The organism is Streptomyces sp. NPDC087422, assembly GCF_044744145.1.
Classification (GTDB): domain Bacteria; phylum Actinomycetota; class Actinomycetes; order Streptomycetales; family Streptomycetaceae; genus Actinacidiphila.
Map to the genome: position 1 here is coordinate 465,474 of NZ_JBIUXT010000002.1, position 13,066 is coordinate 478,539.

The 13,066-nt window shown below is 72.0% G+C and carries 12 protein-coding genes; 8 read left to right on the forward strand and 4 right to left on the reverse strand.

Going from position 1 to position 13,066, the window contains the following annotated elements; genetic code table 11:
* The first annotated feature begins 115 nt into the window (after positions 1–115).
* The 5 genes from ACIO6U_RS07855 to ACIO6U_RS07875 all read left to right on the forward strand — a co-directional run bounded on the left by ACIO6U_RS07855 (position 116) and on the right by ACIO6U_RS07875 (position 4,560).
* Positions 116–337: a hypothetical protein gene (locus ACIO6U_RS07855; protein ID WP_317452509.1), complete on the forward strand. Its 222-nt coding sequence runs from the start codon at positions 116–118 to the stop codon at positions 335–337.
* 5 nt (positions 338–342) lie between these two features.
* Positions 343–1,686, forward strand: coding sequence for a putative T7SS-secreted protein (locus ACIO6U_RS07860; RefSeq protein ID WP_355337470.1), 1,344 nt, complete (start codon positions 343–345; stop codon positions 1,684–1,686).
* Positions 1,687–1,827: 141 nt separating this feature from the next.
* Positions 1,828–2,709, forward strand: coding sequence for a hypothetical protein (locus ACIO6U_RS07865; protein WP_401716533.1), 882 nt, complete (start codon positions 1,828–1,830; stop codon positions 2,707–2,709).
* Positions 2,710–2,866: 157 nt separating this feature from the next.
* Positions 2,867–3,772: a hypothetical protein gene (locus ACIO6U_RS07870; RefSeq protein ID WP_401716536.1), complete on the forward strand. Its 906-nt coding sequence runs from the start codon at positions 2,867–2,869 to the stop codon at positions 3,770–3,772.
* Positions 3,769–4,560, forward strand: a complete 792-nt coding sequence (locus tag ACIO6U_RS07875) for a hypothetical protein (protein WP_401716539.1) — start codon at positions 3,769–3,771, stop codon at positions 4,558–4,560. The genes ACIO6U_RS07870 and ACIO6U_RS07875 overlap by 4 nt, the downstream gene beginning before the upstream one ends.
* 115 nt (positions 4,561–4,675) lie before the next feature.
* On the opposite strand, the gene ACIO6U_RS07880 is transcribed toward ACIO6U_RS07875, so the two are convergent.
* Together ACIO6U_RS07880 and ACIO6U_RS07885 are read right to left on the reverse strand one after the other, a co-directional pair.
* Positions 4,676–5,674 (reverse strand): alpha/beta fold hydrolase, encoded by a 999-nt coding sequence (locus tag ACIO6U_RS07880; protein WP_401310046.1) that lies wholly within the window; start codon positions 5,672–5,674, stop codon positions 4,676–4,678.
* A gap of 341 nt (positions 5,675–6,015) precedes the next feature.
* A complete protein-coding gene (locus ACIO6U_RS07885) occupies positions 6,016–6,708 on the reverse strand; it encodes a metal-dependent transcriptional regulator (RefSeq protein ID WP_188279958.1) in 693 nt (230 codons plus the stop codon).
* 124 nt (positions 6,709–6,832) lie between these two features.
* On the opposite strand from ACIO6U_RS07885, the gene ACIO6U_RS07890 reads away from it, so the two are divergent.
* Positions 6,833–7,594, forward strand: coding sequence for an SIS domain-containing protein (locus tag ACIO6U_RS07890; RefSeq protein ID WP_355337455.1), 762 nt, complete (start codon positions 6,833–6,835; stop codon positions 7,592–7,594).
* Between the two features lie 151 nt (positions 7,595–7,745).
* On the opposite strand, the gene ACIO6U_RS07895 is transcribed toward ACIO6U_RS07890, so the two are convergent.
* Together ACIO6U_RS07895 and pdxH are read right to left on the reverse strand one after the other, a co-directional pair.
* Positions 7,746–9,242 (reverse strand): PAS domain-containing protein, encoded by a 1,497-nt coding sequence (locus ACIO6U_RS07895; protein WP_391162475.1) that lies wholly within the window; start codon positions 9,240–9,242, stop codon positions 7,746–7,748.
* Between the two features lie 353 nt (positions 9,243–9,595).
* On the reverse strand, positions 9,596–10,234 hold the full coding sequence (gene pdxH, locus ACIO6U_RS07900; RefSeq protein WP_401717153.1) for a pyridoxamine 5'-phosphate oxidase: 639 nt from the start codon (positions 10,232–10,234) through the stop codon (positions 9,596–9,598).
* A 364-nt stretch (positions 10,235–10,598) separates the two neighbouring features.
* Between pdxH and ACIO6U_RS07905 the strand changes: the two genes are divergently transcribed.
* Positions 10,599–11,699 carry a citrate synthase 2 gene (locus tag ACIO6U_RS07905; RefSeq protein ID WP_355337452.1) on the forward strand — a complete coding sequence of 367 codons (1,101 nt, stop codon included), beginning with the start codon at positions 10,599–10,601 and terminating at the stop codon, positions 11,697–11,699.
* A 193-nt stretch (positions 11,700–11,892) separates the two neighbouring features.
* Complete coding sequence (gene serC / locus ACIO6U_RS07910) at positions 11,893–13,011, forward strand: phosphoserine transaminase (protein ID WP_391043108.1); 1,119 nt, start codon at positions 11,893–11,895, stop codon at positions 13,009–13,011.
* The last annotated feature ends 55 nt before the right edge of the window (positions 13,012–13,066 follow it).

The window sequence follows — 13,066 nt, forward strand, 5'->3', positions numbered from 1 at the left end:
GCCCGCGGAATCTTACGTAATGCCGAGAAAGGGTTGATTTTCCATGGGGGACTTGCAGATCAACGGGACGGTGATGGGGGACTTGCGAAAGACGTTCTCCACCATTGCGGACCGAATGGACACGGTGAGCCGGGCGATGGGCAATGCCAACGGCGAGTCGGTCGGCGCGCCCAAGCTGATAGACGACGTCCACGACTTCGCCGACGACTGGCACTACGGCATCAAGCAGATCGGCCAGCACGCCGACACCGCGGTCCACATGATCGACCAGATCGGCAAGACCTTCGACGACGCCGACCTGCAACTCGCCAACTCCCTCAAGACCGGCGGGAAGTGACGGGCGTGACGCGCAGCTTTCCGCATCTGGGCTTCGACCCCACGCCCGGGGACGTCGAGCGCACCCGCTCACTGGCCCGGCAGATCGGTGATGTGCACACCGAGTTGAGCACCACGGTCTCCGAACTGGGCCGGCTCGACTGCGGTTACTGGAAGGGCGAGGCCGCCAGGGCCTTCATTTCTCACATCGACAGCGATGTCACCCCGTTGATCAAGAAGGCGCACGACTCCTTCGGCCGCGCGTCCAGCGCGCTGGGCCGCTGGGCCGAGCAGCTCCACGGCTTCCAGGCGGAGGCCGACACACTGGAGCGGGAGGCCGCCACCAAGCAGGGCACGCTCGACCACGCGAAGACCGCGGCGGGCATCCCCACGGACAACAGCGTTCCGCACCCGCAGCCTCAGGCGTCCCCCGACCCGGACCCGGCTGCCGCCGCCGACGCGAAGAAGAAGCAGCAGGCCGTCACCGACGCGAACAACGCGCTGGACGGCGTGCGCCACCGCGCGGAAGAGCTGCACAACCGTTTCACCAGCGCCGCCAACGCGATCAGCCACGACCTGGACAAGGCCGGTGACATCGCCCCGGACAAGCCGGGCCTGTTCAGCCGCATGGTGCACGGCATCGAGGACGCCTGGAACGACACGATCCAGTGGGTCAAGGACCACGCCGACATGATCAAACTCATCGGCGACCTGCTCAGCGACCTCAGCGGCCTCCTCGGCGTACTGGCCATCATCACCGCGCCCTTCGAGCCGCTGGGCGCGATCTTCGCCGCCGCGGCCGTCGTCACCAGCGCCGCCGCGCTGATCACCCACCTGATCGCCATGGCCGCGGGCGCCGACGTGAGCTGGATCAGCATCGGCTTCGACGCGCTGGGCGCGATACCCGGAATCGGCGCCTTCGCCAAGGGCGCCAAGGTCGCCGACGGAGCCATCGCCGCCACCCGCGCCGCCGAACTCGGCGAGGGATTCCGCGGAGTCACCACCATCAGCCGGAACTTCGTCGGCAAAGCGGGCGATTTCATCGCCGGCGGCAAGCAGATAAAGCTGTTCAAGAACGTGACGCTGGAGTTCGGCGGCCTCAAGACCGCCGGGCAGGTCATCTCCGACGGCAAGATCATCAATCGTATGCAGACGGTTTCCGAGCAGCTTTACCACGGTGGCCAGTTGATCGGTACGAAGGGCATCAAGATGGTCACCGGCGGCCGGGTGGCGATCGACGCGATGGGCAACGTGGGCCGCTCCATCGACGTGGGGCTCAAGCTCGCGCCGAAGCTCTACTCGATCCCGCAGCACATCGGCGAGGCCGTCCACCTCGGCGACCGCTTCGACCGGGCGGCCACCGCCAACTGACGACCGGCGCCGACCGGCGACCGCGTACGGTCGTATCCGCACGGCCGCCGCACGAGGACGCCACGGCGACGTCGACAGCGAACCCCGCACAGTGACCCCGCACAGCGACTCCGCTCAGAGCCGACCGAAAGGCGCACGACGATGGACTGGTTCCCGGATCAGGACGAATCCACGCTGGTACGTACGCCGATCCGTTTCGCCACCGGTTACGCGCATCCGGTGGCGGGCTCGCGGTGGTTCCGGGACACCGAGCGGCGCGACATCCAGGCGGAGCTGCCGGGCTGGCCCGCCGGGCCGGAGTACACCCTGCACTCCAAGACGACGCAGAAGGTCGACCGGGTCGGCGGCGGGCTGCTCGGCGGCATCGTGACCGCGCTGCATGTCGCCGTCGAGGCGGTGACCGGCGGCAACTCGGTGCAGGTCGGCGGGGCGTCGCGGTCGGCGCCGCAGGACCCGGCGAACGAGTCCGAGGACTTCCCGGTGATGTGGGCCGCGCCGGGGACCGTCGCGCGTACCGTGCCGTGGCAGTTGGACCCCGCGCGCAGCGCGGAGCGCACCCGCGTGGACGCGGTCGTCACCGAGCGCCGCTTCCTGCTGCTGGGCGTCGGGCCCGACCTCACGGCGTCCGCCACCGTCCTGTGGGAGACGCCCCGCGAGTCGGTGGGCGGCGCCGAGCAGTTGGCGTTCAGCGAGGGCGGGCACGATGTGCGCGTCACCTTCACCGACGGGTCGTGGGTGCGGCTGTCCACCGGAGCGGCCGACAAATTCGCCGGGGTGCTGGCCGAGCGGCGCAAGCCGCTGCCCGAGTCCGAACTGACCGCGGGACAGCGCGAGCGGCTGGCCCGTTTCGTCGGCGAACTGCCCGCTGCGGCGCAGCCGCCGCGCGCCTTCCGGCTGGCCAGCGGCGCCGTCCTCGTCGAGTCCCAGGTCCCGGCGAAGGCCGGCAAGGGGCTGTTCGAGACCCACTCCGTCATCATGGGCGAGTCCGGCGAACCGGCCCGCCCGCAGCCTGGCGACCTCTGACCCCGACGGTCCTCGGCCGCCGTCCGAAGCCCCACCGCCCGAAGCCCCACCGCCCAACGCCCAGCCGTCCAACGCCCCGCTGTCCAACGCTCCGACGCCCGACGCCCCGACTCCCCTTGACGACCTCTGCCGTCCAGAACCTCTAGGCGAGACCACCATGACGACTCCCCCTCCGGACGCCACCACCCCGGAAACCGCCGCCGCGGCGGGCCCGACAGCCGCGGCGGACGACACCGGCCTCGAACTCCAGGCCGTCGAGATGTCGGACGTCCCCCCGCTGTCCTTCGTCGTCCCCGAGTCCTTCCACGGACTGCCGATCGCGGCCACCCCCGAGGAGCGCGCCGCGCTCGCCGAGGAGTTCGTACGGGAGATGTACCCGGAGGGCAACGACGACCTGTGGACGCCCGCCGCCCCGTACTACGCGGCGCTCGGCGAGGCGATGGGCGACCGGGGACTCGCGTACTCCGCGATGGGCCTGTTCTCCATCGACGAGGGCATAGCCCACTGCTCCTTCACGGTCGCCGCGATCGCCTCCGACCACCCCTCCCCCGAGGTCGCCGCGCTCGGCATCCGGGAGATCCTGGTCCGCGAGGAGACCAACGACGCCCGCTGGCTCGACCTGCCCTGCGGCCCCGCCGTCTCCTGCGTGACCCTGCGCGAATACGTCATCGGCGCCGAACTCACCGCCAGCGGCGAAGAGGTCAAGCTCCAGATGGGCCAGGTGCAGGTGTACGTGCCCTTCCCCACCGGCCCCTACACCGCGGTCTTCACCCTGGACACCGCGGCCGTCAACTACTGGGGCGAGTTCAGCGAGCTGACGATGGCCATCCTGCGCAGCGTCAGCTTCGCGGACGACGACGGCGCCGTCGGCGACGGCACCGCAACGGCATCCGCCGCCGAGGGCGGACCCGGAAGCGGGAACGGGAACGGGAACGGCCAGACCGTGACGCCGACCGGCCCCGGCGCAAGCACGGGCGCCGACACGGGCACGGGCACGGGCCCCGGCACCGGCACCGGCACCGGCACAGCCACCGGCACAACCTCACCGCAGGCCGACCGATGACGGCGCCGCTTCCCGGCACGCCCCAGGACCCGGAAGCGGCCGGACCCCCCACCGGACTCCCCGCCGGACCCCCCGCCGGATTCGCCCGCGTGTGGGAAGCGGGCCGGATCGGCTCCCCGACCCGCGGCGCCGCCTGGGCACGCTGCGCCGTCACCCTGCTGTTCACCGTGCTCGCCACCGTCGCGGTCGCGATCGGCTGGTCGCACGCCACCTACGCGGGCTCCTTCGCCGTGGCGGGCGTCGCCCTGATCGTGGTGACCGCCTCGGTCACCATGGTGCTGACGCTGTACTGGCTGCACGGCTCCATCGGTCAGGTCATGTGCGGTTTCCTCCTTCTGCTCTTCTGCATGTTCGTCGGTGGTTACGCCGTCTCCAGCGCGCTGTTCGCGGCGCGCGGTGAGGTGTCCACCGGTGTGATCACCGAGTACACGAACCGCACGACGCTGCGTACGTCCTGGGAGTCGTGCCGGGTCCGGCTGGACAGCGGCGCCATGGTCGACCGGGAGATCCGCTGCGACCGGGCGTCGGTCGGCAAGCACGTCACCGTGACACAGGACCCCTCCGGCATCGCCGCCCCCGCGTTCGGCGATCGCACGGACGGCTCGCCGGTCCTCTCCGGCTTCGTCGGCGGCGCCTTCCTCCTGCTCGTCCTCACGATCGTGCGCGCCACCGCCGTCGGTGAGCGCTACCGGCTGACCGGCGCCGCCAGCCCCGCCGAGGGCCCGAACCCCGGCTACTACCCCCGTCGGCTGGCCTCCCCCGACTACGGCTCCCGCGCCTCCGCCTGACCGAACGCCACCGCCTGCCCCACCGGCAGGGCGGCCGGACGGCACCGCGGCCACCACCGTCTCCCGACAGTCACCCGCGACCGCCGCCGGACGAACGCCCCCGTACTCCCCGGTCTCAGCGGCTCTCCGCCGTCTGCGGCTCCGCCAGCGCGCCCCGCAGGAAGCCCTCGACCGCCTCGCACCACGCGTCGGGCTGGTCCCACGGGACGAGGTGACCGGCGTCCGGGATCTCCGCGTAACTGCCCCGGGGCAGCACCCGGACCATCTCCTGGGCCTCCGCGCGGCCCAGCTCGCCGTCGAGACCGCGGACGACGAGGGCGGGGCAGCCGACCCGCGCCAGCTCGTCCCAGTGGGCGTCACGTATCCAGGGGTCGCGGGAGCGCAGCAGATGGCGGGGCGCGTAGAGCGGGCGCCAGCCGTCGCCCCGCTCCTCCATGACCTCGGCGAAGAAGTCACCTCTGGCCGGATTCGGCGGATCGGCCCACGGGTCCTCCACGCCGAACCAGCGGCGCGCGTCGGCGAGCGTGTCGAAGGGCAGCGGCCAGGACCGCGTCCAGTCCTCCCACTCGCGCTGCCCGGCCTCGCCGAGCGCCGCCGCGCGCATGTCGCAGATGACCACCGCGGCCACGAGGTCGGGACGGCTCGCGGCGACCTGCCAGGCGGTGAGCGCCCCCATGGAGTGGCCGACCAGGGTGACCGGGCCGAGGTCGAGCTGTTCGACGGCGGCGACGGCGTCCGCCACGTACGCCTCCGGGGTGTACGGGCCCTCCGGCTTCGCGCTGCGTCCGTGGCCGCGCTGGTCGAGGGCGACGGCCCGGTAGCGCGAGGAGAGACGGCGGGCGGTCGGCGCCCAGTGCGAGGCGCGGCCGAGCAGGCCGTGCAGGAGGAGCACGCCGGGACGCCGGGCACCGGATTCGGGACCGGGCCCGGGACCCGCTCCGGAACGGGAAGGGGTAGCGCCACCGGAACGGGAAGCGGAACCGGCCCCGGAATCCACCTCGGCCGCATAATCCCAGGCTGCGAGCCGGGCCCCGTCGGCCCCGATCACCTCGGTGCGCCGGGTCGTATGCCGCGTCGTGTGCCGAGCCGCCTGCCGCGTCGCGTGGCCGGCCATGTGCCCCACCCCCTTCCGTCGATCTCGTCCGTCCGGCCGCACGCTCGCGGCCGGCTCGTCCAGGACCCCCACGCTATCGAACTTTTATTCGAACAAGCTCGTCCCGCGCCCAACACCGCTCTTTCGAGTGACAACGCTCAAGGATTGGCGGCTCAGGCCGAGGGGAGGACTTCTGCGGGGCGCGGCGCGCAGGGGAAGCGGGCCGCGGGAGGCACTCGGGAGGCTCGGGGTCCCGGGTCCTTCGAGGGGGTCCCAAGGGGAGGGACAAGGGGAGGAGGGGCCCCGACGCCGTTCGACGGCGCCGGGGCCCTCACCCTTCAGGAAGGCACGAAGCCGTGGGGCTACCGCTTGGCCACGAAGACGTGCGAGGCGATCTCGGCGTCCAGTTCGGCCGCCTCGCCGCCGCTGCCGACGAGCACTCCGCCCGCCGACGACGTGACGCTGACCACGGCGCCCGGCTGCACACCGGCCCGCCGCAGCGTGTACATCACCTGCGCGTCGGTCTGGATCGGCTCACCGATCCTGCGCACCACGACGCTCGCCCCGGCGGCGCCCGGCTGCAACTCGTTGAGACTGACCATGCCGTCCTCCAGGAACGGATCGGCCTCGCCCTTCTCGCCCAGCTCCTCCAGCCCGGGAATCGGGTTCCCGTACGGCGACTCGGTCGGGTGGCGCAGCAGTTCGAGCACGCGCCGCTCCACCGCCTCGCTCATCACGTGCTCCCAGCGGCACGCCTCCGCGTGCACCTGCTCCCACTCCAGGCCGATCACATCGACCAGCAGGCACTCGGCGATGCGGTGCTTGCGCATCACGCGGGTGGCGGTGCGGCGCCCCTCGTCGGTCAGCTCCAGATGCCGGTCGTTGGCGACGTGCAGCAGCCCGTCGCGCTCCATCCGCGCCACCGTCTGGGAGACCGTCGGGCCGCTCTGGTCGAGCCGCTCGGCGATTCGGGCGCGCATGGGGACCACACCCTCCTCCTCCAGCTCCAGGATGGTGCGGAGATACATCTCCGTCGTGTCGATCAATCCGGACATGCGCGCCCCTCGTTTGTTCGTGCGTGGCCCTCAACCAATTCTGACCCATAGCGCCGACAACGGTCCCCGATCCGGTCGTCGCCCTTTCTTGACACCGGCTCGCGGGGGCCGCACGGTGATCCGCATGAGTGAGCCTCGCGAGTCCCTGGCCGACCGATACTTCGACGCCGCGATCACCCTTCTGCACCGGATCAGGGACGAGGAGGCCGCCGGGATCCAGGCCGCCGCGGACGCCGTCGCCGACGCCATCGCCGCGGACGGGCGGGTCTTCGTCTTCGGTGCCGGCCACTCCTCGCTGCCCGCCCAGGACGTGGTCTACCGGGCGGGCGGCCTCGCCCTCATCAATCTACTGGCTGTTCCCGGCGTCGTCGGCGTGGACGTGATGCCCGCCACCTTGGGCAGCGCCCTGGAGCGGGTCGACGGCCTCGCGGGCGCCGTCCTGGACACCAGCCCCGTACGGCCGGGCGACGTCCTGTTCGTGATCTCCCTGTCCGGGCGCAACGCGTTGCCGGTCGAGATGGCGCAGAACGCCCGCGCCCTGGGCCTCACCGTGATCGGCGTCACCTCGGTCGCGTACGCCAAGGAGACGCGTTCCCGGCACGCCTCGGGCACCTTCCTCAAGGACCACTGCGACATCGTCCTCGACTCCAAGATCGCGGTCGGCGACGCGGAGCTGACCGACGACGCCATCCCCGCGCCCTTCGCCCCCGCCTCCACGGTCGTCATCAGCGCCCTGATGCAGGCCGTCGTCGCGACCGCCGCCACCGGGCTCGCCGCCCGCGGCGTCACCCCGCCCATGCTGCGCTCGGGCAACGTGGACGGCGGCCACGACTGGAACGGCCGGATCTTCGAGGAGTACCGGGAGCGGATCTTCTTCCGGCACTGACCGGCGACGGGCCGCGCCCGCACCGGCCTTCCCGCATCACCGACCGGCGGCAGGCCCGCCCGCACCGGCGTTCCGGCACCGACCGGCCGCAGGCCCGCCCGCACCGGCCTTCGTCCGCTGCCCGCCGACGCCCCGCGAAGGGCGTCGGCGCTCAGCGGTCCCCCGTCAGCCCCGCCAGGTCCAGCGCCATGGCGACCCGCGCCGCGACGTCCTCCGCGTACGCCGCGTCCGCCCGGTCGAAGAGCCTGCGACCCGAGCCGCGCAGGAAGGTGAGCGCGCCGACCGTACGGCCCCTGCTGCGCAGCACCGTGGCCAGCCCGTGCACGGTCCCGGAGGGCCAGCGCCTGGCCGCCGCCCACTCGTCGATCCGTTCACCGGTCGCCGGTTCGTCCGCCGTCAGCGCGCCGAAGCTGGCGCGTACGGTGCCGATCCGCTCCAGCGCCTGGAGGACGGGGTGGGCGACGCCGTAGCCGACCGGGATGGAGTTGTCCTCGGTGGCGTCGGCAGGACCGGGCTCGCCCGCCGGGGTCGCCGCGATCCGGATCAGGCGGCCCGCGTCGTCGGTGATGTCGACCAGGGCGTGGTCGGCGAATCCGGCCAGTGCGAAGTCGAGCTGCAAGGTCGCGGCCTCAAGGGCGCTCTCGCACTCGGCGGCGGCGCGGTCGGCGCGGTGGAGCTGCTGGTAGCGGAACCGCACCTGGGCCCCGTCCTTCTCCAGCGCCTTCTGCCGGGTGATGTCCAGGAAGAGCCAGCCCACACCCAGCGGTACGGGTTCCTCGCCCAGCGGCGAACCGAGGCGGACGAATCCGCTGCGCCAGCAGTAGCGCCCGCCGGTCTCGTCGCCGCGCACGGTCACCCACAAGTCGGTGGTGGCGGGCGGCGCGCCCTCGGAGAGCACGTGCTGGAGTACGTTCTCCAGCTCCTCGACGCCCTGGGCCAGCAGGTCGCCCAGCGGCCTGCCGAGCAGCGAGTCGCGGCCGGTGCGCAGCAGGCGGGCGGCGTGCGCGTTGACCACGGCGGGGCGCAGATCGGCGTCGATCAGTACCACACCCCATGAGGCGTCGGTGAAGAGCACTTCGCTGAGAGCGATCGACCGTTCCAGGTCGATCTGCGCGTGCACCTCGGAGAAGGCGCAATAGACGCCGCTCGGCTGCCCGTCGGCGCCCTGCACGGCCGCCGACTGGGTACGGACGAGCACCCGGCGGCCGTCCTTGGTGACGAGCGCGAATTCGTGCACCTGGCGGCCGGGGCCGTCCATGGCGCCGAGCAGGCGTTCCTCGGTCTCGCGGGCGTCGGCCGTACGCGCCGCCCAGCCGGCGAATCCGTGCCGCCCGATCGCGTCCTGCGCGGTCCAGCCCAGGATGCGGACGGCTTCGGAGTTCCAGTGGGTGATCACGCCATGGCGGTCGAAGGCGCACAGGCCCGCTTCCATGCCGTCGAGGAGCGCGGCGAGCAAGTGCTCGTCGCCCTCGTGCCCGTCATGGGCCCCGTCCGGGGCAATGCCGTCGCCACCCCCCTGGCTCCCGTGGACTTCGCCACCGCTGTTGTCGCCACTGCCGCCGTCATCGAGCGGCTTTGATTGCGCGTCGAAAGGCTGCACGTCGCAACATTGAACTCTGGTGTGGGCTGCGTCACACGAGATTTCCATAAATAGGTTGTGCGGTTCCGGCCGGCTTCTTACTGTTGCGGGACACACGAAGGGAGGTGGTCTGACGCATGAAGTGCACTCGGACACGTGAGGTGGCTGCGGGCTAGCTCCGCGCACTGGGCGTGCGCGAAGCGCGCCAATCCCACGCAGTTCACCCGACCCGCGGGCTCGTCGGACTTGTCCGGCCGGTGCCCGGAGCCTCCTGGCTCCGGGGAGCAGCCCGCGGGTCGATCGCGTTCCGGCAGGACCAGCGCTCCAGGACCAGCGCTCCAGGACCGGCCCTCAAGGACCGGCCTTCCGGGACCCACGCTCCAGCACCGGCGTTCCGGCACCAGCTCTCCGGCACCCGCGTTTTACGGCGCCAGGCGCTCGATTCCCCATCCGCCGTCCGCACCGCGCGTATAGCGCAGCCGATCGTGCAGCCGGTTCTCCCGGCCCTGCCAGAATTCGACGGTGCGCGGCTCGACCCTGAAGCCGCCCCAGAACGGCGGTACGGGCACGTCCGTCCCTTCCGGCCAGCGCGCGCACAGCTCCGCGTAGCGCGCCTCCAGCACCTCGCGCGAGGCCACCACGGCCGACTGCTTGCTCGCCCAGGCGCCGATCCGCGAACCGTACGGGCGGCTGCGGAAATACGCCGCCGTCTCCTCCTGTGGCACGCGCGCCGCCGAGCCCCCGACGATCACCTGGCGGGCGATCGGATGCCAGGGGAAGAGCAGCGCCAGGTGCGGGTTGGCGGCCAGCTCGCGGCCCTTGCGCGACGCGTAATTGCTGAAGAAAACGAATCCGCGCTGGTCGTAGCCCTTGAGCAGGACCGTACGGGAGCTGGGTACGCCGTCGGCGTCGGCCGTGGACACCACCATGGCGTTGGGTTCGGCGAGCGCGCCGTCGTCCCGTGCCCGTACGGCGTCGGCGAACCAGCGGGCGAACTGCTCGTAGGGATCGGCCGCCAGCTCCGGCTCGGTCAGTCCCGCGGCCCGGTACTGCTCGCGCATCGCCGCCGGGTCCGCGGCCGGGAGGGGCCGCACCTGGCGCTCTTCATGTGGTTGTCGCACGGGCACATCTTGCAGGACGGCGGGTCCCGGCGCCGACGTCCGCGAATGTGCCGGAACTCACGCTGTCCGGCGCGTCCGGCAGCAAGGAGAATGACCGGCCGGGGCCAGGTCCTGTCCGGCGGATCGTGGGACGGTCCAGGCTGATCCGGATGGAGCAGGGTGACAGCCCCTCGGGCGGGGCATGACCGTGGGGTCGGCCCGTCCGGCACACTCCCGCCCGCACACCCCCGGGCACCGTCGTCGTCTCATTCATCAGGCACTGCCGCACCACCGCACTGTCGTGATCATCAAGAGGAGCCGCCTCATGTCCGACTTCGTACCCGGACTCGAGGGAGTCATCGCGTTCGAAACGGAGATCGCCGAGCCCGACAAGGAAGGCGGTTCGCTGCGTTATCGCGGTGTCGACATCGAGGACCTGGTCGGCCATGTGTCCTTCGGGAACGTGTGGGGCCTGCTGGTCGACGGGAAGTTCAACCCCGGTCTGCCGCCCGCCGAGCCCTTCCCCATCCCGGTGCACTCCGGCGACATCCGGGTGGACGTGCAGTCCGCGCTCGCCATGCTCGCCCCGGTGTGGGGTCTCAGGCCGCTGCTGGACATCGACGAGGCGGAGGCGCGCGACGACCTCGCGCGCGCCGCGGTGATGGCGCTGTCGTACGTCGCCCAGTCCGCGCGCGGCCAGGGGCTGCCCATGGTGCCGCAGAAGGAGATCGACAAGGCGCACTCCATCGCCGAGCGGTTCATGATCCGCTGGCGCGGCGAGCCCGACCCCAAGCACGTCGCGGCGGTGGACGCGTACTGGACATCGGCGGCCGAGCACGGCATGAACGCCTCCACTTTCACCGCCCGGGTCATCGCCTCGACCGGCGCGGACGTCGCCGCCGCGCTGTCCGGCGCGGTCGGCGCCATGTCGGGCCCGCTGCACGGCGGCGCGCCGTCCCGCGTCCTCGGCATGATCGAGGAGATCGAGCGGACCGGGGACGCGGAGGCGTACGTGAAGGCCGCCCTCGACAAGGGTGAGCGCCTGATGGGCTTCGGCCACCGCGTCTACCGCGCGGAGGACCCGCGGGCGCGCGTGCTGCGGCGTACGGCGCGCGAGCTGGGCGCGCCGCGCTACGAGGTCGCCGAGGCGCTGGAGAAGGCGGCGCTCGCCGAGCTGCACGCCCGCCGCCCCGACCGGGTGCTCGCCACGAACGTCGAGTTCTGGGCGGCGATCATGCTGGACTTCGCGGAGGTCCCGGCGCACATGTTCACCTCGATGTTCACCTGCGCCCGTACGGCCGGCTGGTCCGCGCACATCCTGGAGCAGAAACGTACCGGCCGCCTTGTCAGGCCCTCGGCGCGCTACGTGGGGCCCGGTGTCCGCGGACCGCGGGACATCGAGGGTTTCGCGAGCATCGCGCACTGAACCGCGGCGCATTTCGGCGAAGGGGCGCGGGAGGGCCGTCGGGCCGGTCCTCGCGCGCCCCTTCGCCGTTTCGCGCGCCGGTGCGCGACGCGGGGCCAGGTGCCCGGCCGGCCGGGGCGCACACCCTGTGTGACACCGTCTCACCCGATGGAACGCTCCCGGAAACACGCCCGTGACGGACTACGCTGCGACCGTGGCCGATATCGAGATTCCCGCTGACATCAAGCCCGCCGACGGACGATTCGGGGCGGGCCCCTCCAAGGTGCGGACGGAAGCGCTCGAAGCGCTGGCCGCGACCGGGACGTCCCTGCTCGGTACCTCCCACCGGCAGGCGCCGGTGAAGAACCTGGTGGGCCAGGTCCGCCAGGGAGTCAAGGAGCTCTTCTCGCTGCCCGACGGCTACGAGGTGGTGCTCGGGAACGGCGGCTCGACCGCGTTCTGGGACATCGCCACGCACGGGCTGATCGACAGCAAGTCGCAGCACCTGTCCTTCGGCGAGTTCTCGTCGAAGTTCGCGAAGGCGGCGCAGCTCGCGCCGTGGCTCCAGGAGCCGACGATCGTGAAGTCGGAGCCGGGTACGCACCCGGAGCCGGTCGCCGAGGCGGGCGTCGACGTATACGCCTTCACCCACAATGAGACGTCCACGGGTGTCGCGGCGCCGCTGCGCCGGGTCGCGGGCGCGGACGACGGGGCCCTGGTCCTGGTGGACGCCACCTCGGGCGCGGGCGGTCTGCCCGTCGACATCACCGAGACGGACGTCTACTACTTCGCGCCGCAGAAGAACTTCGCGGCCGACGGCGGCCTGTGGGTCGCCGCCTTCTCCCCCGCCGCGCTGGAGCGGGCGGCCTCGGTCGCCGCGTCCGGGCGGCACATCCCGGCGTTCTTCGACCTGCCGACGGCGATCGACAACTCGGTGAAGAACCAGACGTACAACACCCCGGCGCTGTCGACGCTCTTCCTGCTCAAGGAGCAGCTCGAGTGGATCAACGGCCAGGGCGGTCTGGAGTGGGCGGTCAAGCGCACCGCCGACTCCGCGTCGCGGCTGTACGGCTGGGCGGAGAAGTCCTCCTTCGCGACGCCGTTCGTGGCGGACCCCGCGCAGCGCTCGCAGGTCATCGGCACCATCGACTTCGAGGACGGCGTCGACGCGGCGGCCGTCGCGAAGGTGCTGCGGGCCAACGGGATCGTGGACACCGAGCCGTACCGCAAGCTGGGCCGCAACCAGCTCCGGGTCGCGATGTTCACGGCCGTCGACCCGGCCGACGTCGAGGCGCTGACCGCCTGCATCGACTACGTCATCGGTCAGCTCTGACCGCTGCCGCACACACGGCAACCGCGACCCCGGCCAGGCAGGACGGCCGGGGTCG

Coding starts and splice junctions, on each gene's coding strand:
- ACIO6U_RS07855 (WP_317452509.1), top strand. CDS start 116: ATGGACACGGTGAGCCGGGCGATGGGCAATGCCAACGGCGAGTCGGTC.
- ACIO6U_RS07865 (WP_401716533.1), top strand. CDS start 1,828: ATGGACTGGTTCCCGGATCAGGACGAATCCACGCTGGTACGTACGCCG.
- ACIO6U_RS07870 (WP_401716536.1), top strand. CDS start 2,867: ATGACGACTCCCCCTCCGGACGCCACCACCCCGGAAACCGCCGCCGCG.
- ACIO6U_RS07875 (WP_401716539.1), top strand. CDS start 3,769: ATGACGGCGCCGCTTCCCGGCACGCCCCAGGACCCGGAAGCGGCCGGA.
- ACIO6U_RS07880 (WP_401310046.1), bottom strand. CDS start 5,674: ATGGCCGGCCACGCGACGCGGCAGGCGGCTCGGCACACGACGCGGCAT.
- ACIO6U_RS07885 (WP_188279958.1), bottom strand. CDS start 6,708: ATGTCCGGATTGATCGACACGACGGAGATGTATCTCCGCACCATCCTG.
- ACIO6U_RS07890 (WP_355337455.1), top strand. CDS start 6,833: ATGAGTGAGCCTCGCGAGTCCCTGGCCGACCGATACTTCGACGCCGCG.
- ACIO6U_RS07895 (WP_391162475.1), bottom strand. CDS start 9,242: ATGGAAATCTCGTGTGACGCAGCCCACACCAGAGTTCAATGTTGCGAC.
- pdxH (WP_401717153.1), bottom strand. CDS start 10,234: ATGCGCGAGCAGTACCGGGCCGCGGGACTGACCGAGCCGGAGCTGGCG.
- ACIO6U_RS07905 (WP_355337452.1), top strand. CDS start 10,599: ATGTCCGACTTCGTACCCGGACTCGAGGGAGTCATCGCGTTCGAAACG.